Annotated in this window: 18 protein-coding genes; 8 read left to right on the top strand and 10 right to left on the bottom strand. The window is 40.9% G+C overall.

Translation table 11 applies throughout. The features are described from left to right. Nucleotides 1-74: 74 nt before the first annotated feature. Nucleotides 75-779 (bottom strand): DnaA regulatory inactivator Hda, encoded by a 705-nt coding sequence (gene hda, locus ACG9ZB_RS05350; protein WP_419324636.1) that lies wholly within the window; start codon nucleotides 777-779, stop codon nucleotides 75-77. Between the two features lie 15 nt (nucleotides 780-794). Then, entirely contained in the window at nucleotides 795-2015 is a 1221-nt protein-coding gene (gene cxpE / locus ACG9ZB_RS05345; protein ID WP_419324634.1) for a chloramphenicol efflux transporter CxpE, read from the bottom strand. 132 nt (nucleotides 2016-2147) lie between these two features. On the opposite strand from cxpE, the gene purM reads away from it, so the two are divergent. Together purM and purN are read left to right on the top strand one after the other, a co-directional pair. After that, nucleotides 2148-3218, top strand: coding sequence for a phosphoribosylformylglycinamidine cyclo-ligase (purM, locus tag ACG9ZB_RS05340; RefSeq protein ID WP_419324632.1), 1071 nt, complete (start codon nucleotides 2148-2150; stop codon nucleotides 3216-3218). Nucleotides 3219-3223: 5 nt separating this feature from the next. Continuing rightward, nucleotides 3224-3853, top strand: coding sequence for a phosphoribosylglycinamide formyltransferase (gene purN, locus ACG9ZB_RS05335; RefSeq protein ID WP_333640372.1), 630 nt, complete (start codon nucleotides 3224-3226; stop codon nucleotides 3851-3853). 53 nt (nucleotides 3854-3906) lie between these two features. On the opposite strand, the gene ACG9ZB_RS05330 is transcribed toward purN, so the two are convergent. Both ACG9ZB_RS05330 and sppA read right to left on the bottom strand, forming a co-directional pair. Next, nucleotides 3907-4707 carry an alpha/beta fold hydrolase gene (locus ACG9ZB_RS05330; RefSeq protein ID WP_419324630.1) on the bottom strand — a complete coding sequence of 267 codons (801 nt, stop codon included), beginning with the start codon at nucleotides 4705-4707 and terminating at the stop codon, nucleotides 3907-3909. After that, entirely contained in the window at nucleotides 4704-5723 is a 1020-nt protein-coding gene (gene sppA / locus ACG9ZB_RS05325) for a signal peptide peptidase SppA (RefSeq protein WP_419324628.1), read from the bottom strand. The genes ACG9ZB_RS05330 and sppA overlap by 4 nt, the downstream gene beginning before the upstream one ends. A gap of 127 nt (nucleotides 5724-5850) precedes the next feature. On the opposite strand from sppA, the gene ACG9ZB_RS05320 reads away from it, so the two are divergent. Beyond that, nucleotides 5851-6840, top strand: a complete 990-nt coding sequence (locus tag ACG9ZB_RS05320) for a lysophospholipid acyltransferase family protein (RefSeq protein WP_419324626.1) — start codon at nucleotides 5851-5853, stop codon at nucleotides 6838-6840. On the opposite strand, the gene ACG9ZB_RS05315 is transcribed toward ACG9ZB_RS05320, so the two are convergent. The 3 genes from ACG9ZB_RS05315 to ACG9ZB_RS05305 all read right to left on the bottom strand — a co-directional run bounded on the left by ACG9ZB_RS05315 (nucleotide 6740) and on the right by ACG9ZB_RS05305 (nucleotide 11223). Beyond that, complete coding sequence (locus ACG9ZB_RS05315; protein ID WP_419324624.1) at nucleotides 6740-9211, bottom strand: DNA internalization-related competence protein ComEC/Rec2; 2472 nt, start codon at nucleotides 9209-9211, stop codon at nucleotides 6740-6742. The genes ACG9ZB_RS05320 and ACG9ZB_RS05315 overlap by 101 nt on opposite strands. Before the next feature lie 100 nt (nucleotides 9212-9311). Then, nucleotides 9312-9995, bottom strand: coding sequence for a lipoprotein-releasing ABC transporter ATP-binding protein LolD (gene lolD, locus ACG9ZB_RS05310; RefSeq protein WP_004693913.1), 684 nt, complete (start codon nucleotides 9993-9995; stop codon nucleotides 9312-9314). Further along, a complete protein-coding gene (locus ACG9ZB_RS05305; protein ID WP_004980646.1) occupies nucleotides 9988-11223 on the bottom strand; it encodes a lipoprotein-releasing ABC transporter permease subunit in 1236 nt (411 codons plus the stop codon). The genes lolD and ACG9ZB_RS05305 overlap by 8 nt, the downstream gene beginning before the upstream one ends. Before the next feature lie 24 nt (nucleotides 11224-11247). On the opposite strand from ACG9ZB_RS05305, the gene ACG9ZB_RS05300 reads away from it, so the two are divergent. Further along, nucleotides 11248-11817, top strand: a complete 570-nt coding sequence (locus ACG9ZB_RS05300) for a PilZ domain-containing protein (RefSeq protein WP_234962762.1) — start codon at nucleotides 11248-11250, stop codon at nucleotides 11815-11817. Nucleotides 11818-11832: 15 nt separating this feature from the next. Here ACG9ZB_RS05300 and ACG9ZB_RS05295 read toward each other — a convergent pair whose 3' ends face one another. Together ACG9ZB_RS05295 and ACG9ZB_RS05290 are read right to left on the bottom strand one after the other, a co-directional pair. After that, nucleotides 11833-12744, bottom strand: a complete 912-nt coding sequence (locus tag ACG9ZB_RS05295) for a DMT family transporter (protein WP_419324622.1) — start codon at nucleotides 12742-12744, stop codon at nucleotides 11833-11835. Nucleotides 12745-12757: 13 nt separating this feature from the next. Further along, nucleotides 12758-13228: a YaiI/YqxD family protein gene (locus ACG9ZB_RS05290; protein WP_004693920.1), complete on the bottom strand. Its 471-nt coding sequence runs from the start codon at nucleotides 13226-13228 to the stop codon at nucleotides 12758-12760. A gap of 265 nt (nucleotides 13229-13493) precedes the next feature. On the opposite strand from ACG9ZB_RS05290, the gene ACG9ZB_RS05285 reads away from it, so the two are divergent. Further along, nucleotides 13494-14426: a hypothetical protein gene (locus ACG9ZB_RS05285; RefSeq protein ID WP_419324620.1), complete on the top strand. Its 933-nt coding sequence runs from the start codon at nucleotides 13494-13496 to the stop codon at nucleotides 14424-14426. Nucleotides 14427-14846: 420 nt separating this feature from the next. Further along, nucleotides 14847-14987 carry a hypothetical protein gene (locus ACG9ZB_RS05280; protein ID WP_004693924.1) on the top strand — a complete coding sequence of 47 codons (141 nt, stop codon included), beginning with the start codon at nucleotides 14847-14849 and terminating at the stop codon, nucleotides 14985-14987. A gap of 311 nt (nucleotides 14988-15298) precedes the next feature. Here the strand turns inward: ACG9ZB_RS05280 and sthA are convergent, their stop codons facing one another. Beyond that, a complete protein-coding gene (sthA, locus tag ACG9ZB_RS05275; RefSeq protein ID WP_004693926.1) occupies nucleotides 15299-16714 on the bottom strand; it encodes a Si-specific NAD(P)(+) transhydrogenase in 1416 nt (471 codons plus the stop codon). A gap of 208 nt (nucleotides 16715-16922) precedes the next feature. Between sthA and lipA the strand changes: the two genes are divergently transcribed. Both lipA and ACG9ZB_RS05265 read left to right on the top strand, forming a co-directional pair. Next, nucleotides 16923-17936 (top strand): lipoyl synthase, encoded by a 1014-nt coding sequence (gene lipA, locus ACG9ZB_RS05270; protein WP_004693928.1) that lies wholly within the window; start codon nucleotides 16923-16925, stop codon nucleotides 17934-17936. Between the two features lie 292 nt (nucleotides 17937-18228). Beyond that, complete coding sequence (locus tag ACG9ZB_RS05265; RefSeq protein WP_419324618.1) at nucleotides 18229-20703, top strand: acyl-CoA dehydrogenase; 2475 nt, start codon at nucleotides 18229-18231, stop codon at nucleotides 20701-20703. Nucleotides 20704-20834: the final 131 nt, after the last annotated feature.

Below are 20834 nucleotides of genomic sequence, written 5' to 3'. Positions count from 1 at the left end.
CAAAATCCCTGCAATATCTAACAATTTTTCGTACTCTGTCACAGCTCCAATAAATTCTCAAGTAATATTATGATTTACCGATATTCGTCAATTAACGCATAAATTTGTCTGAGATTTGCGTTACTCAATTTGGTTTTCTCACCTTTTAACAGTTGAATCAGTTGTTCTAAACTTTGCAATAACACCGAAGTTTGATGTGGCCCATGCGTGAGCAAATAATCAATAATCTGTTGATCGATATGAATCCCGCGACGCGATAAAACCGACATCACCAATGTAGAACGATCGGCATACAAACTTCCGTTTGGTACTTTCACACTTACAGCCTGCGTCAGGCGAGATTGTAAATCAGGTAGTTCAAGTTTTAATTCAATCGGCGCAACACGAGAAGAGAACACCAACTGTCCGCCTTCTTCATTATTGTAGTTGATCAGGTGAAAAACAGCTTTCTGCCAATGCGGCACACCGCTTATGGCTTCAATGTCATCTAAAGCGACAAGGTCAAAACGCTCTAAAGAGGTAATTGCTTCTGTTGGTGCATCCAGCAACTCAAGTAGTGAAACTTGAATCGCTGTTTTACCTACATCTAAATAAGAATCACAAATCGCTGAAAGTAAATGACTTTTCCCAGAACCCGCACCACCATACACATAAAAACGATTCATTAAACCTGCATGTAACTGACGAATCGCATCGATAACAGGCCCCCATCCCGGCCCAGAAAAATCACTGATTCGAGCATCGAGTTGGGGTTCAATATCTAGTTGCAATTGACGCATGCTGGTTTGTGTATCCTAAATTTCTTTATGGTCTATCTGATCAATCTTACTTGAATTTTCAGATGCTTGCTGAGCTTTTACCGCTTGATTTTTTAGTTCAATATCAACTTCAACCTGATCAGTTTCAATGCTAATTGAACCTGTTGTCGAATCTTGTGAAATCAGTGCTGGTGCTCCATACATAGGGCTATTTTCATAAAACTCACGTGCATGTCTTAATAAGACCACAATCACAGCAGCCACAGGCAACGCAATCAACATCCCTAAAATACCGCCCAACTGAGCACCTGCTAGAACCGCAAATACAACTGCCACTGGAGACAGCCCAATTTTATCGCCTAGCAAGAACGGTTGCAGGATATAGCCTTCTACAGCTTGACCAATCATAAAGACCACGCCAACCAAGAGTAATTGCATCCAATCAATACCAAATTGGAATAAGCTTGCAATAACTGCTGCAATAATGCCAACAGCAAAACCTAAATAAGGAATAATACTACATAGGCCTGCGACCATACCGATAATTAAACCAACCTCAAGCCCAATAAGCTGTAAACCAACAGCATAGACCACGCCCAAGAGCACCATAACCAAGAACTGACCTTTGACAAAAGCACCAAGTACACTATGACATTCTTTAACAATGACTAAGGTCTGTTCTTCATATCGCCGTGGAATAAGACGACGGAAATTGTCCAGCATGCGATCCCAATCTAATAAAAAATAGAATGCAATAATTGGAATCAGTACAACCGTACCACCAATCTGAATGAAGTTGAGTCCAGACTGAGCCAATTTGGCAATCATCGCCTGAATACTGTCAGCACTATAGTTGGTCTGTACATATTCCATAATCGCAGCTGAAATCTGATCAACATCTAATTCCATTGGGACCAAATTAAAACTGTCAGATAACCAAGGAAGGAATTTATAATTCGCCCAATGTATACCTGAAGGAATGCTGTTCTTTGCATACATCAGCTGTTCCCACACAAGTGGAACCAAATACCAAAATGCTAATGTAATGACAACGCCAATACCGATAAAAACAGCACTAATAGATAACCAACGTGGTAAGCCAATTTTATGCAGTTTATCGACCAGTGGACTAAACAGATAAGCGACTAAAAATGCACCAATAAAAGGTAAAACAACAGGCTTGAGTAGATACAACACCCAGAGTATGAGCGCGATTCCTGCCAAAATAAAAATACGTTTAAGTGTACGATCTTGCATGCAATCTCGCCTTTATCAGATTTAATCGTTATTGAGAAAAATATTTTAGTAAAGATAACATTTTAGCGCAGAAATAACATATGTGTTTAGTATATTCAGGTATAATCGCCCCGCGAATGCGGAGACTTCATTATGAGCAACTCAACTTCTACCCCAAACACTGGTTTAAGCTACAAAGATGCAGGTGTCGACATTGAAGCGGGCGACGCGTTAGTCGATCGTATCAAATCTGTCGCGAAGCGCACTACTCGTCCTGAAGTAATGGGCGGATTAGGTGGCTTCGGTGCACTTTGTAAAATCCCTAAAGGTTATGAAGAACCTGTTCTCGTATCTGGCACAGACGGTGTTGGTACAAAATTACGTTTAGCATTGAATTTGAACCGTCATGACACAATTGGTCAAGACTTAGTTGCAATGTGTGTAAACGATCTTCTTGTATGTGGCGCTGAGCCATTATTCTTCCTTGACTATTATGCAACTGGCCATCTTAATGTAGATGTAGCTGCAAACGTAGTTACGGGTATCGGTACAGGCTGTGAACTTGCTGGTTGTGCATTGGTTGGTGGTGAAACTGCCGAAATGCCAGGCATGTATGAAGGCGAAGATTACGACTTGGCAGGTTTCTGTGTAGGCGTAGTTGAGCAAAGCAAAATTATTGATGGTTCTAAAGTCAAAGCGGGTGACGTTTTAATTGGTGTTGCATCAAGTGGTGCTCACTCAAATGGTTATTCTCTACTTCGTAAAATTTTAGACGTGAAAAACGTTGACTTGACGCAAATCGTTGATGGTCGTCCACTTGCTGATGTTGCAATGGAACCAACACGTATTTACGTGAAGCCTATTCTTCAACTTTTAAAAGAAGTTGATGTACACGCAATGGCGCACATTACTGGTGGTGGTTTACCAGGTAACTTACCACGCGTATTGCCGAATGGTGCTCAAGCTGTTGTGAATGAAGCATCTTGGGAATGGCCAGAATTGTTTAAACTTCTTCAACGTGAAGGTGGTGTTGAACAGTTTGAAATGTACCGCACATTCAACTGTGGCGTAGGTATGGTCTTGGTTGTTGAAGCTGCTGATGCGGATAAAACAGTTGAACGACTCAATAGCCTTGGTGAAAAAGCGTTCACTATGGGACATATCGCTGACAATGCTGAGTCAGTTGAAGGCGCAGACGAAAAAATCCGCGTGATATTCGCTTAAGCCATATGATTAAAATTGCTGTTCTGGTTTCAGGAAGTGGATCAAACCTTCAAGCCTTGATTGATGCCAATCTATCAGGGCAAATTGTGGGTGTCATTTCCAACAAACCTGAAGCGTATGCGCTACAGCGTGCTGAAAATGCAGGTATTGCAACAGCAGTCATTGAACACAAACAGTATCCTCATCGTGAAGCTTTTGATGATGTCATGCATCAACAATTGCTCGATTGGGATGTGGACTTGGTGGTTCTTGCTGGCTTTATGCGTATTTTAAGTGAGAAATTTGTCAGTGCTTGGGAGGGGAAAATGATCAACATTCACCCTTCTCTTCTACCGCATTACAAAGGTATGCATACCCATCAGCGCGTACTAAATACTGGCGATCAACTGCATGGCTGTACCGTGCACTACGTGACGGCTGAGCTTGATGCAGGTCAAGCTTTAGCACAAGGTGTACTGAAAGTTGGTTCACATGATGATGTGAATAGTTTGGTCCAACGTGTCCATACACTTGAGCATATCATCTACCCGCAAGTGGTAGAGTGGATTTGTACACAAACGATTCAGCATACAGACCAAGGTGTTCTCTACCGCGACACCTTGATGCACGAGCCGATTCAGTTTTGCAAATTTTGAAAATAGAAAACGCCTTCTTGGAGGCGTTTTTTTATGGTTGCTAAAAACTACTATTAAACATTTTCTTGAATCAGCGTCTTAATCAGAGCAACCGTTTCTTCTGGTCGCTCTAAAGGAAACATATGGCTTCCCTCAACGATTTGATAAGGAATGCCAAACTTCTTTTTCACTATTTGTGGAAACCCAGGACCAATAAAAGGACCTTTTTCAGCAATCAGCAAATGCATTGGCACTTGTGGTTTACCCTGAGGTCGCCACCATAAAGAAGGATTGGTCCTGAAGATATGAACTTCATCCATTTTTGCAATCGCAAGTTCAACACCGCCACGGACGCGATCTTCCGTTAAAGCATAGTCAATATAAGCTTGAAAACAATCTGAATCAAAATCTTTATAAAAGCCTTTTGGACGTAGAAGTTCAGCTGCTTGCTCACGGCTCTCCCAATGGTCACGACGCCGTAAAGATAGCGCTGCTGGAGACATAGTATCGACCATTTTTAACTTCAACATTTTCGCAAAGTGTAATACAAACGAGGCTTTGCCCATAATCAAAGGCGGGTCCATCATGATGACTTGTTCAAATAAATCAGGACGCTGTAACGCCGCCTGAAACGTCAGCACTGATCCTAATGAATGTCCCAAACCAATCACTTTACGACCCTGTGCCTGACGAACAATACTGTCAATCACTTGCTGAGTTAAGCTTTTCCAATGGTTATCAATCGGGTAGTTTTTATCTGGCCCTAATAAAGGGACATAGATCACATCATACTGATCTGACAGTAAATCAAATAATTTTTGATAGACCTTAGAAGGCACGCCATTGGCGTGCGCAAAATGAATTAAAGGTTTCATTGGAGTTTCGTGGCCTGTTCAGATTGCATTTGATTTGAAAGTGAAGATGCAAAACCAGCTCCCATCGATGCACCTAAACGGCCTAATACAGCATCTAGTGGGCTATGTACCACGGTATAATCCATCGCCTTATCGGTATTTAGTTCACGTTTTAAAGTATGTAAATTACCAATACGATCAGCAATACCCAGTTTGACCGCCTGATCCCCTGTCCAGAAAAGACCTGAGAAGAGTGCAGGATCGTTTGACTTCAACTTCTTGCCACGACCTTGTTTCACAGCATTAATAAAATGCTCGTGTACATTATCAAGTACACCTTGAACATGTGCGCGCTGCGCAGGGTTAACAGGTTGTGTCATTGACAATAAAGCTTTGTTTTGACCAGAGGTCATGGTGCGGTCTTCAACACCCAGTTTTTGCATGAGGCCATTCACCCCATAGTTCGGCATAATCACACCGATTGAACCCACTAAACTCGAAGGATTTACCAAGATTTCGTCCGCAGCAGATGCGATATAGTAAGCACCTGATGCACCTGTATCACCAATCACTGCATACAATTTTTTATCGCTATGCGATTTTTTCAAATATTGAATTTCTTGCCAAATTTCATCCGATTGAACAGGAGAACCGCCCGGTGAATTAATATTGAGCACCACCGCTTGGCTTTGTTTATTTTCAAAAGCTTTCTTTAATGACTTAATCGTGTCATCACTGTTGACGCTTTGCTCATCAGCGGCAATGGTACCCACAATATCAACTACAGCTATATGTTTAGATGCTGTTGCATCCGTACCACTGGACGAGCAGCTCTTGGTCATGGCAAATAGAATAAACAAAAGATAGGCAAAAGTTAGACATTTGAAAAAGATACCCCAGCGACGTGCACGACGTTGTTCTTCAACGGAAGCTAAAACTGCTTTCTCTAAAAGTTTCCATTCGTTTCCTGTCGGCTGTTCATGTAAAGGCTTTTGTTTCAGCGTTTCATTTTCTGGTTTTGGTGGCCAATCGGACATATAACAATCCAAACTTGAATAAAATTGCCCTCATTATATACACTGATTTGTAGAAAACTGTCGAAACCGTTTGTTTTAGCCTATAATATTTTATGTTTTCATCCACATGTCCCATTGACTCTAAAGAATGACTAAAGCACAAGAGCAAAACTCGACTTATCGTTTACTGCGTTTTGTAAGCAAACAACCTATTAAATTTGCACGTTTTTTTGCTAAAGTCTTAGCAGGCTTAGTCAATCTTTTAAAAATCAGTAAAAACAATGATGCTCTCAGACTCAACTTAAAAATTGCACTGCCTGAGCTGAGTGATGAGGGACGTGAAATAATTGCGAAGCAAGCAGTGCGTAATGAACTGACCACCTATTTTGAGTTTTTTAGTATTTGGGGTTCAAGCAATCAGAAAAATATTGAACGCATTCAAAAAGTGTATGGTGAGCATCTTATACATGAAGCACTTGCTGCTCAGAAAGGTTTAGTCTTAATCGTACCTCATTTTGGCACATGGGAAATTATGAATAGTTATGTTGCCCAATTTACTGAAATGACCATTATGTATAAACCGGTCAAGGACCCCGGTGCTGACTTATTTGTTCGTGAGGCGCGCAGTCGTGAAGGCGCTCACCTTGTACCTACCGATGAATCTGGGGTGCGCCAAATTTTTAAGGCACTAAAACAAGGGGGTACGACCGTAATTCTACCTGATCACACCCCAAAACAAGGCGGGGAAATGATTCCTTATTTTGGCTTTCCTTTAGCTTCAAGCAACCTGAGCGCCAAACTGATTCAAAAAACCAAAGCCAAGGCTTTACTACTCTATGCTATTCGTAATGACGATGGCTTTGAAATGTACATTGAAGAAATGAGCGAAAGTATTTATCAAGGTACAGCCAATGACGGCACCTTCGTCATTCACCAAGCCATTGAAGATCTGATTCGTCGTCACCCAGAGCATTATCACTGGACCTATAAGCGCTTTAAAGCCAATCCTGAGCTTCGAACACTGTATAACCTCCCTTTTAATGAGGCTGTGACGCGTTTAGAGCAACTGCGTATGGAACAACAGATTCATTCGACTGCAACCACTGTCGAGTCTGACGTTGTGTCGTCAGTTCAATAAACCCTGTAGGCTGCGCAATAAAACCAATACTACCTTGCTCTGCTGTTGTTAAGAGTGCGATATTTAAAGCTTTCAAGCGGGCTTGCGTTACTGAACTTGGATGCCCATAACGGTTATTGAACCCTGTTGAGGCAATTGCTAATTTCGGTTGATAATGTTTTAAAAACGCATAGGCTGAACTATGTCGACTGCCATGATGCCCCAAGACCAATACATCAACTTTTAAGTCCGGATAATCTTGTAATAATTGAAACTCGGTTTGCCACCCAGCATCGCCCATAATCAGAAAATACTGATAAGGCTGTACATCCTTCACCTGTATATACACCACACAAGATAGCTCATTTTGCTGATACGGCACTTGTGTAAATTGATTGGCTTTCGGTGACAAAATTTTGATTTCTACTCGTTCAGACCAGCGCCAGATCTGACCTTGTTGGCAATAGTTAAAGTTTGACGTCGTTGCCACATCCAATTGCTGATTAGAGTAAACTTGATTGATCGACAACTCATTTTTTAATGTGGCATAACTTCCACTATGATCTTGATCCAAATGTGTAAGTATCAGCTGATCTAATTGGCTCACGCCTTGCTGCGATAAAAAGGGCTGAATAATCTGCTTAGCAACGCTAAACTTCGATTCATCATAGGAACCACCAACATCAATCAGGGCATGCTGTTGCCCATGTTGCATATACACTGCTTGTCCCTGACCGACATCCAGTACGATCAACTCAAAAGGACTGTTTTGGCTACTGAACCCCAGCAAAGGAAGCAAACCTAGCACGAGCCATGATTTTGGTAGACTCGGTTTGGGCATAAAAACAATGATTAAGAGCATAATCAGTAAAATGACTTGCCAAGTATTGAGCGCAATCGGATACAACTTAATCGGTAGTAGCGCATCCAGTACATTGAGTATGCCCAATAAAAATACCAGCACCCAATCTGCCAACTGAAACAAAAGGCTGCTCAGCGGTTCAAAAAGATAAAAAGCAAATGCTGCCAAAACCTCCAGTGGTACAACCAGTAAACTGATTAGTGGAATAGCCACAAGGTTACTGATCGGGCTCACCCATGAGACTTGCTTGAAGAAAATAATCACCAAAGGCATCAAAGCCACAAATATTTTCCACTGCGACTCAACCAAAAGTTTTAGGCTAAAAATGAGTTTTTTCTGCCAAGACTGCGGGCGAGTCAAATCGAGCCGAATAGTGATTTGATAAATGCGTAAAAGCACAAAGCAAGCACCATAGGACAACCAAAAGGCAGCTGATAGAATTGAAAAAGGATCAAACAGTAAAAGGACTGATGCACTCAATAACAGTAACGTCAAAGCTGAAATTTTCTGTCTGAGCAAAATCAACACACTTAAACAGAAACAACTGAGTAAAGTACGAAGTGCAGGAATCTCAAAACCAACAAAGGCACAATATAGCAATACGCAGCAACAAAATGGCAGTAACAATGCATAAGGTCGTGGGATTTTTAGAAAAATCTGTGGCCAATAACGATTCAGCACCTTTTGTAATAGCCAACACAGCATCACGGCAAAGATCAGCACATGTGGCCCAGAAATCGCTAATAAATGGCTAATGCCAAAGCGCTGAAAAAGTGCTGTTGTCTCCTTATCTAAGAAACTTTCATCCCCAGTCAGGAGCGCTAGAATTAGCCCCCTATGACTTAAAGGCTGGTTATAAATAAAATGACGAATGTTTAATCGCTGATGTTCTATACCCAGTTGAAATTTATTGAGTACACCCTGCTGTTTTCTTAAATGATGGGTATAGCCTAATGCAGAAATTTCTGACTCAGACAAGGGTTGTATGTGCTTGAGTTTAAAACCCGACATGAGATTACGTTGCAGATACCACTGCTCAACATCAAATACACCTTGCACCGCATAACTATGCGCAGGACGAATTTCTCCTGTCAGTCGGTAGTATTTCCCAAGTTCCAAGACCTCTTGTTGATCTGAGATCCTTTTTTGAAAACTCAACCATTGCACTGGTTTCACATGTCGGTTCAAGACCTGTATTTCTTGCTGAATAGTCTCAGCACCCAGTTGGTTAATTTTTTCTATATAAACAATAACTTCAGCATCTTCAACTTTTGTTTCTTTATAGGCTAGACGCTGTTGCAAAGCCGATTGTGCATAATGATATCCCGCAGTTAAAAACAACATGGAATAAATCAATCCACATATAAACTGTAAAATAAGGGCATGTTTGTGCTTAAAGAGAAAAAGCTGTAAAGGCAAAAGGAAGATGACCAAAATCAGCGCTGGGTAAAAAAGATGATTTAGAATGGGGACGGTCTGTCCCATCAATGCAATTCCTACAATCCAAGCAGCAGCATATAAAAACTTCATTCTTTTATTCAGTTATTTTTTTATTGGAGCCATAATAAAGCCCACCGAAGTGGGCTTCAATAGATAGTGGCTTTATCTCATATTTTTGTTGGCACTCAGCCTAGTCATTGACCCAAAGACCATCTTGCATATGCAAAATAGAATCGGCGGACTGAGCCAGTTGTTCATCATGTGTCACGATCAACATCGCCATATTGAACTCCTGACGTAAATCCATCAGCAGCTCAAAAATTTTGCTTGCTGTTTTCCGATCTAAGTTGCCTGTCGGTTCATCCGCCATCATTAATGCTGGCTTGGCCACCAATGCACGCGCTAATGCAACCCGTTGACGTTCCCCACCTGAAAGCTCACCCGGTTTATGGGTTAAACGATGCGTCAATCCAACTCGTTCGAGTAAATATTCAGCTTGCTTTTGTACATCTTTAAAGTTGGTGCCTTGACGTAACATCAATGGCATTGCCACATTTTCCAAAGCAGTGAACTCAGGCAACAGATGATGGAACTGGTAAACAAAACCTAAGTGTTGGTTACGTAAATAACCACGCTCAGCTTCATTCAAACTGTCAAAACGACTACCCTGCAAAAACACTTGGCCCGAACTCGGACGGTCTAAACCACCTAAGACATGTAACAAAGTACTTTTACCCGAACCACTCGACCCCACAATCGAGACAAATTCACCTGCTTTAACTTGTAGAGAGAGACCTTTAATCACCTCAACAGTCGACTTACCATCGGTAAAATGTTTTTCAATATTTTGCGCTTCTAAAACAATTTTACTCATAACGTAATGCCTCCGCAGGTTGAATTTTTGCAGCACGCATTGCAGGATAAATTGTTGCAAGGAAACTTAAAACTAAAGACAGTGACACAATGGTTAATACATCTTGCCATCTTAGATACGATGGTAAGTAATTGATAAAGTAGGCATCAAACAAATGAAGTCCCATCACATTGTTTAACCAACCCACAAAACCACTAATTCCAGAGGCGAAAACAATGCCGAGAATCGCGCCTGATACCGTCCCAATCACACCAATAATCGTGCCCTGAACCATAAAAATACGAGTAATGGTCGCAGGTGAGGCGCCAAGAGTACGTAATATGGCAATATCCGATTTTTTATCGGTCACAACCATCACCAAGGATGACACAATATTAAATGCAGCCACCAAGACAATCAGGAAGAGTAATAAGCTCACCATGGCCTTTTCCATTTGGATCGCACTAAACAAATTGCCGTGAGTATAGGTCCAATTCGAAGCATAAAAACCGCTTGGTAGATCCATGACAATTTCATCAGCCACTTTAGGTGCTGCAAAAATATCATCCAATTTCAAGCGAATGCCTTGCGCACCATCAGGTAAGCGTAACAAAGTTGATGCATCATTCAAGGCAATGTAGCCCATCATCGAATCGACCTCAGCACCAATGCTGAAAATACCCACAATTTTGAAACGTTTAAAACGCGGCACCACACCCGCTGGTGATGGTGTTGCCTCAGGTAAAACCAAAGTCACACTATCATTTAACCCTAAACCTAAGGCATCGGTCATTTGTTTGCCTAGAACAATACCAAACTCACCTTTTTTTAAGTTATCAATACCGCCTTCAACCATGTGATCTTGGATAATCGAAACCTTTTTTTCATATTGAGGTTCGATCCCCGTGACCATAATTCCAGCCACTTGGCCTTGTGCCGTAAGCATGCCCTGTAATTGAGTAAACGGTGCTACGCCTGTGACGTGTTCTTTTGTCTCAATTTTTTTTGCAAGTTCAGGCCAATCTGTTAAGATTTGTGTTGAAGAAACAGTGGCTTGAGGTATCATTCCAAGTACACGTGTTTTCAGCTCTCGGTCGAAACCATTCATTACAGATAAGACTGTAATAAGTACAGCCACACCCAGTGTTAGACCGATCATCGAAACCAGTGCAATAAAAGAAATAAAGTGGTTGCTACGCCGTGCGCGAGTATATCTCAACCCTATATACAGCGAGATTGGTTTAAACATACCATCTAGTCCGAGGTCATAATTATGGAAAATTTACAGCATCAAAACGCTCAAACAGAACGTCGTGTGATGTCACGAATCGATGCGGCCTTGAGAATTAACTATCAGATCATTTCTGATGATGTTGCCCTGAATGACCCTTACGATCCTAATTTTGTTTTACCGCGCTATTTTCTACTACTCGCAGAATTAGATCAATTTGATCATGCACTAAACTACGAATTAGAACAATTATCTGAAAAAGATCAACAAATTGCTCGAATCTTATCCCTATTTAACCAGAAATTAAACCTGATCACGGGCTCTTTGTACGACACAATTGTACAAACCATGTTACCTACGCCTGAACATGTGAACTTTTCAGAAAGTGGTTTGAGTTTTTATAGTGAAAAACAAATTCAAGATGGTACCTATATCCACTTAACCTTGAGCCATCCTGAAAACTTCTTCCATATTGCAGCGATTGCGCAGGTGGTGTACAGCAATGAAGAGGAAAATGGCAAGTGCCGCACGGGAGCATACTTTATTACCTTGCACCCGCAAGATCGTGTCAAACTGGCCGACTGTATTTCTTTGACGGTCGAAGATCATTAATGCCAAAACCTTGGACTACTTTTGGCTTTTTAACTTTTGGGCAAGTTTACGACTTGCCTGAAGATCTTTATAAAAGTAAACGAACAAACCTGACAATAAAACCACTGCACCCAAAATCACCATCATCGAAAGTTTTTCTTGATTCAGCACAGCACCTATAAATAAAGCAATCATCGGCGTCATTACAGTAGTCAGCGATAAAGTCGTAGGTTGAATTTTCTGTACCAATTTAAAGTAACAGAACATCGCAATCAATGACGCCATGATGACCGTATATAGCAGAGCCAAACAAGTTTTCAAATCGGGAATTTGCTGCGGTGCATGCTGCCAAATAAATGGCACAATACATATAGCCGCCAATGTCGACACCAAAATTGAACCTGTCGCTTGTGCAACGGGTTCAATATTCGCATTGACTTTTTTCACCCAGAAAATAGAGGCTGCATAAGAAAATACACTCAGTAACATCAGTCCAATCCCAAACGGATGGACATGCTGTGCTGTACCTGCAAGGCAAATTATCGAAAGTCCTAGCAGTGCAAGACACATCCCAAGCCACTGCATCGCACTCAAATAGGTCTTAAAGTAAAAACGTCCGATCAGACCAGCCATAATCGGAGCTAAGCCAAACATCAATGCAATCATGCCTGAACTAATATAATTGGTCGCCACATAGGTGAAAAACTGCGAGCCAATCAAGCTAAAAGAACCGGCCAAATAACTATGCCAAGCGACTTTATCGGTGGGGAACTGTCGCTTTAAGACCAATAACAAACAAATCGCCAAAGGCAGCGCAATGAAAAAACGTAATACCAACGCCCACAGCATATGTAAATCGGTCACACTCCACACAATCGCTAAAGGCGTTGTGGACCAAATAAAAACCAATAATCCATAGGTTGCCATCAGATTGGCTTTAGAAGACATAATCAGCTCGATGCTAAATGGCAGTTTTGCGTTTTTGCTTTTGAATGGTTTGGTCTAAAGAACTAGAAAATTCTCGTTTATCACGCTCAGAAATAGGCGGTGGCCCACCCGTGTTTACACCTGCACCACGTAATGAATCCATAAAATCACGTAAATGTAGGCGCGCTTTGACATTAGCGGTAGTATAGATTTCACCACGTGGGTGAATTGCGATTCCACCCTTTTCAATCACCTGCGCCGCTAGCGGAATGTCTTGTGTCATCACAATATCATTCTCTTTCATGCGTTCGATGATTTCTTTATCCGCGGCATCGGCCCCACTCATTACTTGAATTGAATTTATACGAACGGAAGGCGTAATCCCGACATTTTGATTGGCCACAAAGGTCACTTCAAGCTGATAACGATCTGAAGCACGTAAAATCACTTCACGTAAAATTTTAGGCAATGCATCTGCATCGACCCAGAGTTTAAATGGCAGCACTGCACATCCATAAACAAAAGAAACTGCCTTAGTCTAACAAACTCAGTGCTTGAGCATAATAGATAAAACCGCTCAAAACTTCCTATACAAAGTTTGCTTGATACTTTTTAAGTATCAGAAGGAAATACTTTGATCTTTTATCTGTCAAATAAAGTAAGGCTTTAGTCTTTTTTGATGATTTTCCAGTAAAAATAAAATATAGGACTTGAAATATAGAAATAACCCTCGATTTAATAGGGATATATAACCTCATTCAATCGTGCATATGAACAATCAAAATAGTCCAGAAATAATCACCATTGATGACCAAAACTTTGGTAGCCACGTCGAGCATTGGAATTTACTCACCGATAACCCTGCACAAGATGTCCCTAAATGGTTAGGTTTAGCTTTAAATGCACCAATCATGCCGATGGGTTTATGCCAGAATGAACAAGATATGGATGCGGGTTGCTGGCTCATTCAAGGCCCAAGTCAAGCAGCTGTTCAATTGACTCAAGTCATCGCGGTTGAAGACAATAAACCTAAAGCCGTTAAAACTGCATTTCCAAGCTTTAATAGCCCCTATAAAGTGTCTGCTGTGGTTGAACGCATCATTCGTGGTCAATCCAATACACAAGCCGTTTTACGTTTAAACTTAGGTAATAACAGCATCGTCTACGCTTATGACAGCTTATATAGCGTCAATCATGCTCAATACCAAAAAGACCAAACCTATATTGTACATCTCAATGCATGGGCGTATGAACTAGAAGCAGTCGCAGAACACGAGCAACTGGTGGTTGATGACCCTGCATCGATTAAACATCATCGTGCCTTGAACGATATTTTGGCAGCAAACAATGGCATTGCTCCTGCAAACCTACAAGAACAGATTGATGCGTGGGAACCAAAGTCGGATGATGACAAAGAACCTGTGACTGTCGATTTTTCAAAAATGGTTGCTTATTTGTATGGCGAAAAGATCGGTCAGGAAGATGAAGCATGGTTCCAAGGGAATATTGTTGGCAAAACCAGCATGCAATTTATGGAACAAGACTACACTCTGCTTGATGTTGCCTTGATTCATGAAGACAACCAACCTGCGACACTGATTCGTATTGCCACTAAAAACCCAGAGTACGCCAACTTTAATATCGGACAATACATTCGCGGCAATATTTGGATTCAAGCCAATATTTATTCATTAAATCAATAACTTATAAGAATAAGCCAACTTAAACCATTCAAGATCAATGTATAGGTTGCGTTGGCTTCTTTATTTATATAAATACGTTTTATTTTAATTTGAATTCATTTGTATAAAATTTATCCACATATTTTATTATCTCTTGCTATTTTAAATTCATTTAAAAGCACATTTATCCACAGTCTTAAATTCAATTATTTTATTTTAACCATGAATAATAAAATCCTAAATTCTATGACTTTCAAATAGTTATTTATTGGTAGCTACTGGCTTCTGAGTTAATTCAGCATAAGCTTGAATATTTAAGTGATTATGTATAGTGGTGATCTGATTATTTTTAATTAGTACTTTATTTAAGCATTTTTTTATGTTAAAAATACAAACATGCAATAGGATTTTAACGATAATTAAATCGGAATAAAAACTTCCATGAAAATTATGCAAGAAGAAAATATACAGCATGTTGAACATCAATTAGAAAAGCGTTATCAGCTTGACGCCTATTCGTGCATGTTTTTTGTGTTAGGCATGATGATTTCTGCCTACTTCTTACATCAGTTCATCCTGTAACTGATTTCACGTCGCAGCCCAATTCAAAAAGCCAACTTTGTTGGTTTTTTTTATGTCTAAAAATATCTGCTATGCCGTATCACTGGTCATTCTCTCCATGTTCTACGCTAAGAAATATGGTTTCCACAAAATTACCTGTATCTCATAAGCAAAGTTGCTCCCTCCCCCTTACTTGCTGCACTCACCTACCACCGCACAAATCGTTAAAAGGTTTTAGGCATTTACATATGCCTGCAATTAAAAAATAGCAATTTTAGATATAAAAAAACCTGCAAGTCTAAACTTACAGGCCTCTGAAAAGAGTATAAAAATTAGAACAAACGATTCATACCATTTAAGGTCGCTACACGATATGCTTCAGCCATCGTTGGATAGTTAAAGGTCGTTTCTACGAAATAATTGATGGTATTGTTTGGACTATTCATTACCGCTTGACCAATATGAATAATTTCCGAAGCGTTATTACCAAAACAATGTACACCCAGCACTTCCAAAGTTTCACGGTGGAATAAAATTTTCAATTCACCCACTGTGTCACCTGTAATTTGCGCACGCGCCAAATGACGAAAAGAAGCCTGACCGACTTCATATGGAATTTTTTCTTCGGTTAACTCTTGTTCAGTTTTACCAATCGAAGAAATTTCTGGAATGGTATAAATTCCTGTCGGAATATCAACCACAGGCTCTACACCCACTTCACCGCTCATGTTTGCACCTGCGCAACGACCTTGGTCATATGCAGCAGAAGCCAGTGAAGGCCAACCAATTACATCACCCGCAGCGTAAATATTTTCCACTTCGGTTTGATATTGATCATTGACGGTAATTTGTCCACGGCTGTTTGGCGTAATACCCACATTTTCTAAGCCTAAGCCATCCGTATTGCCAGAACGACCGTTACACCACAAAATAGCATCTGCTTTAATTTTCTTACCACTTTGCAAATGTAGCACCACGTGATCATCATAGGTTTCAAGATGATCAATCTGCTCATTATGGCGAATCAACACACCTTGTTGACGTAAGTGATAAGACAAAGCATCAGAAATTTCATCGTCTAGATAACTCAGCAATTTATGCTGTGTATTAATCAAGTCAACTTTGTGATCTAGTCCAATGAATATAGACGCATATTCACAGCCAATCACACCTGCACCATAAATGATGATTTTTTGGATCGAATAATCAAGGTCTAAAATTTTGTCCGAATCAAATACACGTGGATGGTTAAAATCAAGCGCCGCAGGACGGTATGGACGGCTACCCGTTGCGATCACGATTTGTTTGCACATGATCGTTTCTTTGATGCCTTCAGGGCTAAATACTAAAACCGTATTTTGGTCTTGAACGTAAGCACGACCATGGTAAATATCAATTTTATTGCGGTCATAAAAACGTGAGTGTGTATCAACCTGTTGTTGAATCACTTTATGTGCATTTTGAAGCACTTGCTTCATAGTAAACTGACGCCAGTCACCCATTTTTTTAAACATTGGATCACGGCGATAACGGATAATACTCGATACCGTTTGACGTAAAGCTTTACTTGGAATGGTCCCCACGTGGGTACAGTTACCACCGAGCTGCTCACGCACATCCACAATCGCAACACGCTTTCCAGATTTGGCAAGTTTCATTGCCGCGCCTTCACCCGCAGGGCCTGAACCTAGAACGACCGCATCGTACTTAACGAAAGTTCCACCAACGACCTCTTTTTTACGTGGCATTCAACGCTCCTTCTTCAAAAACTTATTACTTATCTTGGGCATATTATGACGTAATTGCAGGCAATTTGCTGTATTTAGCTTACATATATTAAGTGATAACCACATTTAGCAAATGAATAGTATTTCCGCCCTATCAATTCGCATTTCCGCTATACTAATACTGCTATTTTTAGCATCTCCCCCGTCAAAAACAGTGGAATAGTTGAATATGTCTGAAAACCGTAAACCTGAGCAGGGTATCAAACTTCGTGGCGCAGAAAAGGTCGCGCGTATACCTGTAAAAGTTATTCCTACGGTTGAAACGCCACGCAAGCCAGATTGGATTCGCGTGAAAATGGCAGCACCCGAAGAAGTGCAACGCATTAAATCAACCCTACGTGAACAAAAACTGCATACCGTTTGTGAAGAAGCTGCATGTCCAAACCTACCTGAATGTTTTGGTGGCGGTACTGCAACCTTTATGATTATGGGTGACATTTGTACACGTCGTTGTCCTTTCTGCGATGTGGCACATGGCCGTCCTAATGCACTTGATGCAGACGAACCACGTCACATGGCTGAAACAATTTCAAACTTAGGTTTAAAATATGCCGTGATTACGTCTGTAGACCGTGATGACTTACTTGACGGTGGCGCACAACACTTTGTTGACTGTATTAAAGAAGCACGTGCATTAAGCCCGAATACTTTACTTGAGATTTTGGTACCTGACTTCCGTGGTCGTATGGACATTGCGCTTCGCATTATGACTGAGTGTCCACCTGATGTATTTAACCACAACATTGAAACTGTGCCGCGTTTATACAAAGCGATGCGTCCAGGTTCAGACTACCAACACTCTTTAAATCTGTTGAAAATGTTTAAAGAATATTGCCCTGACGTTCCAACCAAATGTGGTTTGATGGTCGGTATTGGTGAAACTGAAGAAGAAGTCATTTCACTTTTAGATGATTTGCATGCACACGGCGTTGACTATGTAACAATTGGTCAGTATTTACAGCCTTCAAAAGAGCATGCGCCGATTGACCGCTTCGTTACACCAGAAGAATTTGAACGCTACACTGCGCACGGTCAAAAGTTGGGTTTTAGAAATATTTGGGCAGCACCGATGGTTCGGTCAAGCTACTTCGCTGACCGCCAATACTATGGTGAACCTGTACCAGCAGTACGTCGCAAAGCAGATCCTGCGAAAAAGATTGCTGTTCAAACGATTGAAGCTTAATTTTCTTTCGTGTTAAACAGTTAAAACGCAAAAATTAAAAGCCCTCATATGAGGGCTTTTTTTATTACGATCTTCGTTCTTTATATTTTTCAATTACGTATTCATACATTTCTAACACAGTCATTGTTCAATAAACATCCTAATCTAATTCAAAGTCTAAAATAATCGTGATGCTACACATCACATCAAATTCATTTTATTACACCTTTTTAGTCTACGTTTTTGCCTTATTTTCCGTGGAATTCTATAAAACGTATGACTGACCTCACGGTGTAAACAACGGGAGGTTTCAATGGGTTTCATTTTCGCCATTCTGTTTTTAATCTGTATCCTCTGGGCTATTTTTTATTTTGAACTCAGTCGCTTAATGGCAACTGCAATCATTATTTTTACGTCCCTCTTCGCTGCTATTTTTATCAGTCCGTGGTCATTACTTCTAGGTCTGCCCTTAATTATTCTCAGCCTGATTGTGGTTATTGATCCATTACGCAAGTCTTTAATCACTCAACCTGCCTATAAAACTTTAGCCAAAGCCATGCCGAGTATGAGCAGTACCGAGCGTGAAGCATTAGATGCTGGCACCAGTTGGTGGGAAAAAGAATTATTTATGGGTGCGCCTGACTGGAAAAAATTTGATGGTTATGTCTACCCAACATTGTCTGCTGAAGAGCAATCCTTCTTAGATCATGAAGTTGAACACCTTTGTGGTTTACTCAATGAGTGGGAAATTCATCACCACTTAAAAGATCTTCCTGTTGAAGCATGGCAATACATCAAAGAACAAGGCTTTTTGGGCTTAATTATTCCCAAAGAATACGGCGGTCGTGCCTTTAGCTCCTTTGCACAAAGCCGCATCATGAGCAAAATTTCTTCACGTTCCCTAACCACTGCCGTCAGTTGTATGGTGCCTAACTCTTTAGGCCCAGGTGAATTGCTTTTACATTATGGAACTGAGGAACAAAAACAACGCTATCTACCGGGACTCGCCAAAGGTGAAGAAATCCCCTGCTTTGGTTTAACCAGTCCCGAGGCTGGTTCAGACGCAGGTGCAATACCTGATACAGGCGTGGTCTGTTATGGCATGTTTGAAGGCCGAGAAATACTCGGTTTACGTATGAACTTTTCAAAACGCTGGATTACTCTGGCACCTATTGCAACTGTGATTGGTCTCGCTTTTAAACTTTATGACCCTGATGGACTCTTAGGCGATGCAAGCAAAACTGAATACGGTATCACCTGCGCCTTATTACCTGCCAGCCATGCAGGTGTCCAAGTCGGTGCACGCCATAATCCTAGTTCACCCTTTATGAATGGCACGGTCGATGGAAAAGATGTTTTTATCCCACTCGACTGGATTATTGGTGGGGTGGAAAATGCAGGTAAAGGTTGGCGCATGCTGATGGAGTGCTTAGCCGTAGGTCGCGGTATTTCCCTACCTGCGCTCTCCACTGCTTCTGCTGAAATGGCCTATTTAAGCGTCGGTGCTTTTGCCAAAGTCCGCCAACAGTTTAAAATTTCTGTGGGACATTTTGAAGGCGTGCAAGAAGCCACCAGTGATATTGCCAGTGGTGCATATATGTTAGAAGCTTTTCGCTACATGGTGACCTGTGGTTTAAATGAAGGTGGAAAACCTGCTGTTATGACAGCTATGGCCAAATACTATGCCACCGAAACCATGCGTAAAATTGTCAATCATGGGATGGATGTCGTTGGCGGACGGGCAGTACAAATGGGGCCGCGCAATTTTTTAGCACTGAATTATCAGGCCATCCCCATTTCAATTACCGTTGAAGGGGCCAATATTTTAAGCCGTTCATTAATGATCTTTGGTCAAGGCTCAATGCGCTGTCATCCTTATTTATATGAAGAGCTCCAACTCCTCCAAGCAGAAGATACAAAGGCAGCTGTAGCGCCTTTCGACACGCTACTTTTTAAACATTTAGCTTATACTTTTAACCGCGCAGCACGTTCATTCAGTTATGGCATATTCGGTGGCCCTTCAGATGCTTCAGCACAGACAGATGCTTTCTCACGTCCTTTTTACAAAACCATTAACCGTTTCAGTGCCAACTTCGCTTTAACCGCAGACCTTTGTTTAGGCTTACTTGCAGGCGATATTAAACGCAAAGAAATGCTTTCAGGGCGTTTAGCCGACATTCATGCCCATCTATTTATCGCGACCGCTATTTTGAAGTTTTATGAAAAAGGACACCGTAGTGAAGCAGAACAACAACATGCTCAACTTGCTTTAGAAAAAGCATTTGTCCAAATTCAGAATGCATTTGATGGGCTATTTGCAAACTTTCCTATGCTAGCCGCAGCTTGCGTAGTCAAGTTCATCTGTTTCCCCTTTGGTCGTGTTGCCCAGCAACCAAATGATCAGTTAAAAACACAATTAGGACGTGCGATCATGGAAAATAATCCTTTCCGTGAACAACTGAAGCAGCATGTTTTTTACAATACCGATCCAAATGATGTCTTTGGGCGTATGGAAAATGCCTTCCAAGCAGCATTAAAGATTGATCCACTATGGACGAAGTTTAAAAAAGCGGAGTCTAAAGGACAATTTGAAGGCTTAGATTTTGAATCACATATCCAACACGCACTTGAAACAGGATTCATCAACCCTGAGGAAGCCGATCAGTTGATTCATTACAATGCTCAACGCTTCGACAGTATGCTCACCGATATTTTTGATCATGAGCTTGAACAGACACTAGATTTAAAGAATCCTTACAATACTAAGGCTTCCGATATTCAACTATAGCTAAATTCTAAAAACACTAGCACATGGAAACATCTGTAAAACCTCATTTCCTATGGTTTTAGGTGTGATAATAAATTAAGTATTCAGCTATATAACCTTTCATCGGTTTTCGAAAATCCTAAAAAATAAAA

This window comes from Acinetobacter johnsonii (assembly GCF_048551975.1).
In the GTDB taxonomy this organism is placed as follows: Bacteria; Pseudomonadota; Gammaproteobacteria; order Pseudomonadales; family Moraxellaceae; genus Acinetobacter; species Acinetobacter johnsonii_A.
This window is presented reverse-complemented; position numbering and strand designations above follow the sequence as displayed.

Coding starts and splice junctions, on each gene's coding strand:
- hda (WP_419324636.1), bottom strand. CDS start 779: ATGCGTCAATTGCAACTAGATATTGAACCCCAACTCGATGCTCGAATC.
- cxpE (WP_419324634.1), bottom strand. CDS start 2,015: ATGCAAGATCGTACACTTAAACGTATTTTTATTTTGGCAGGAATCGCG.
- purM (WP_419324632.1), top strand. CDS start 2,148: ATGAGCAACTCAACTTCTACCCCAAACACTGGTTTAAGCTACAAAGAT.
- purN (WP_333640372.1), top strand. CDS start 3,224: ATGATTAAAATTGCTGTTCTGGTTTCAGGAAGTGGATCAAACCTTCAA.
- ACG9ZB_RS05330 (WP_419324630.1), bottom strand. CDS start 4,707: ATGAAACCTTTAATTCATTTTGCGCACGCCAATGGCGTGCCTTCTAAG.
- sppA (WP_419324628.1), bottom strand. CDS start 5,723: ATGTCCGATTGGCCACCAAAACCAGAAAATGAAACGCTGAAACAAAAG.
- ACG9ZB_RS05320 (WP_419324626.1), top strand. CDS start 5,851: ATGACTAAAGCACAAGAGCAAAACTCGACTTATCGTTTACTGCGTTTT.
- ACG9ZB_RS05315 (WP_419324624.1), bottom strand. CDS start 9,211: ATGAAGTTTTTATATGCTGCTGCTTGGATTGTAGGAATTGCATTGATG.
- lolD (WP_004693913.1), bottom strand. CDS start 9,995: ATGAGTAAAATTGTTTTAGAAGCGCAAAATATTGAAAAACATTTTACC.
- ACG9ZB_RS05305 (WP_004980646.1), bottom strand. CDS start 11,223: ATGTTTAAACCAATCTCGCTGTATATAGGGTTGAGATATACTCGCGCA.
- ACG9ZB_RS05300 (WP_234962762.1), top strand. CDS start 11,248: ATGGAAAATTTACAGCATCAAAACGCTCAAACAGAACGTCGTGTGATG.
- ACG9ZB_RS05295 (WP_419324622.1), bottom strand. CDS start 12,744: ATGTCTTCTAAAGCCAATCTGATGGCAACCTATGGATTATTGGTTTTT.
- ACG9ZB_RS05285 (WP_419324620.1), top strand. CDS start 13,494: ATGAACAATCAAAATAGTCCAGAAATAATCACCATTGATGACCAAAAC.
- ACG9ZB_RS05280 (WP_004693924.1), top strand. CDS start 14,847: ATGAAAATTATGCAAGAAGAAAATATACAGCATGTTGAACATCAATTA.
- sthA (WP_004693926.1), bottom strand. CDS start 16,714: ATGCCACGTAAAAAAGAGGTCGTTGGTGGAACTTTCGTTAAGTACGAT.
- lipA (WP_004693928.1), top strand. CDS start 16,923: ATGTCTGAAAACCGTAAACCTGAGCAGGGTATCAAACTTCGTGGCGCA.
- ACG9ZB_RS05265 (WP_419324618.1), top strand. CDS start 18,229: ATGGGTTTCATTTTCGCCATTCTGTTTTTAATCTGTATCCTCTGGGCT.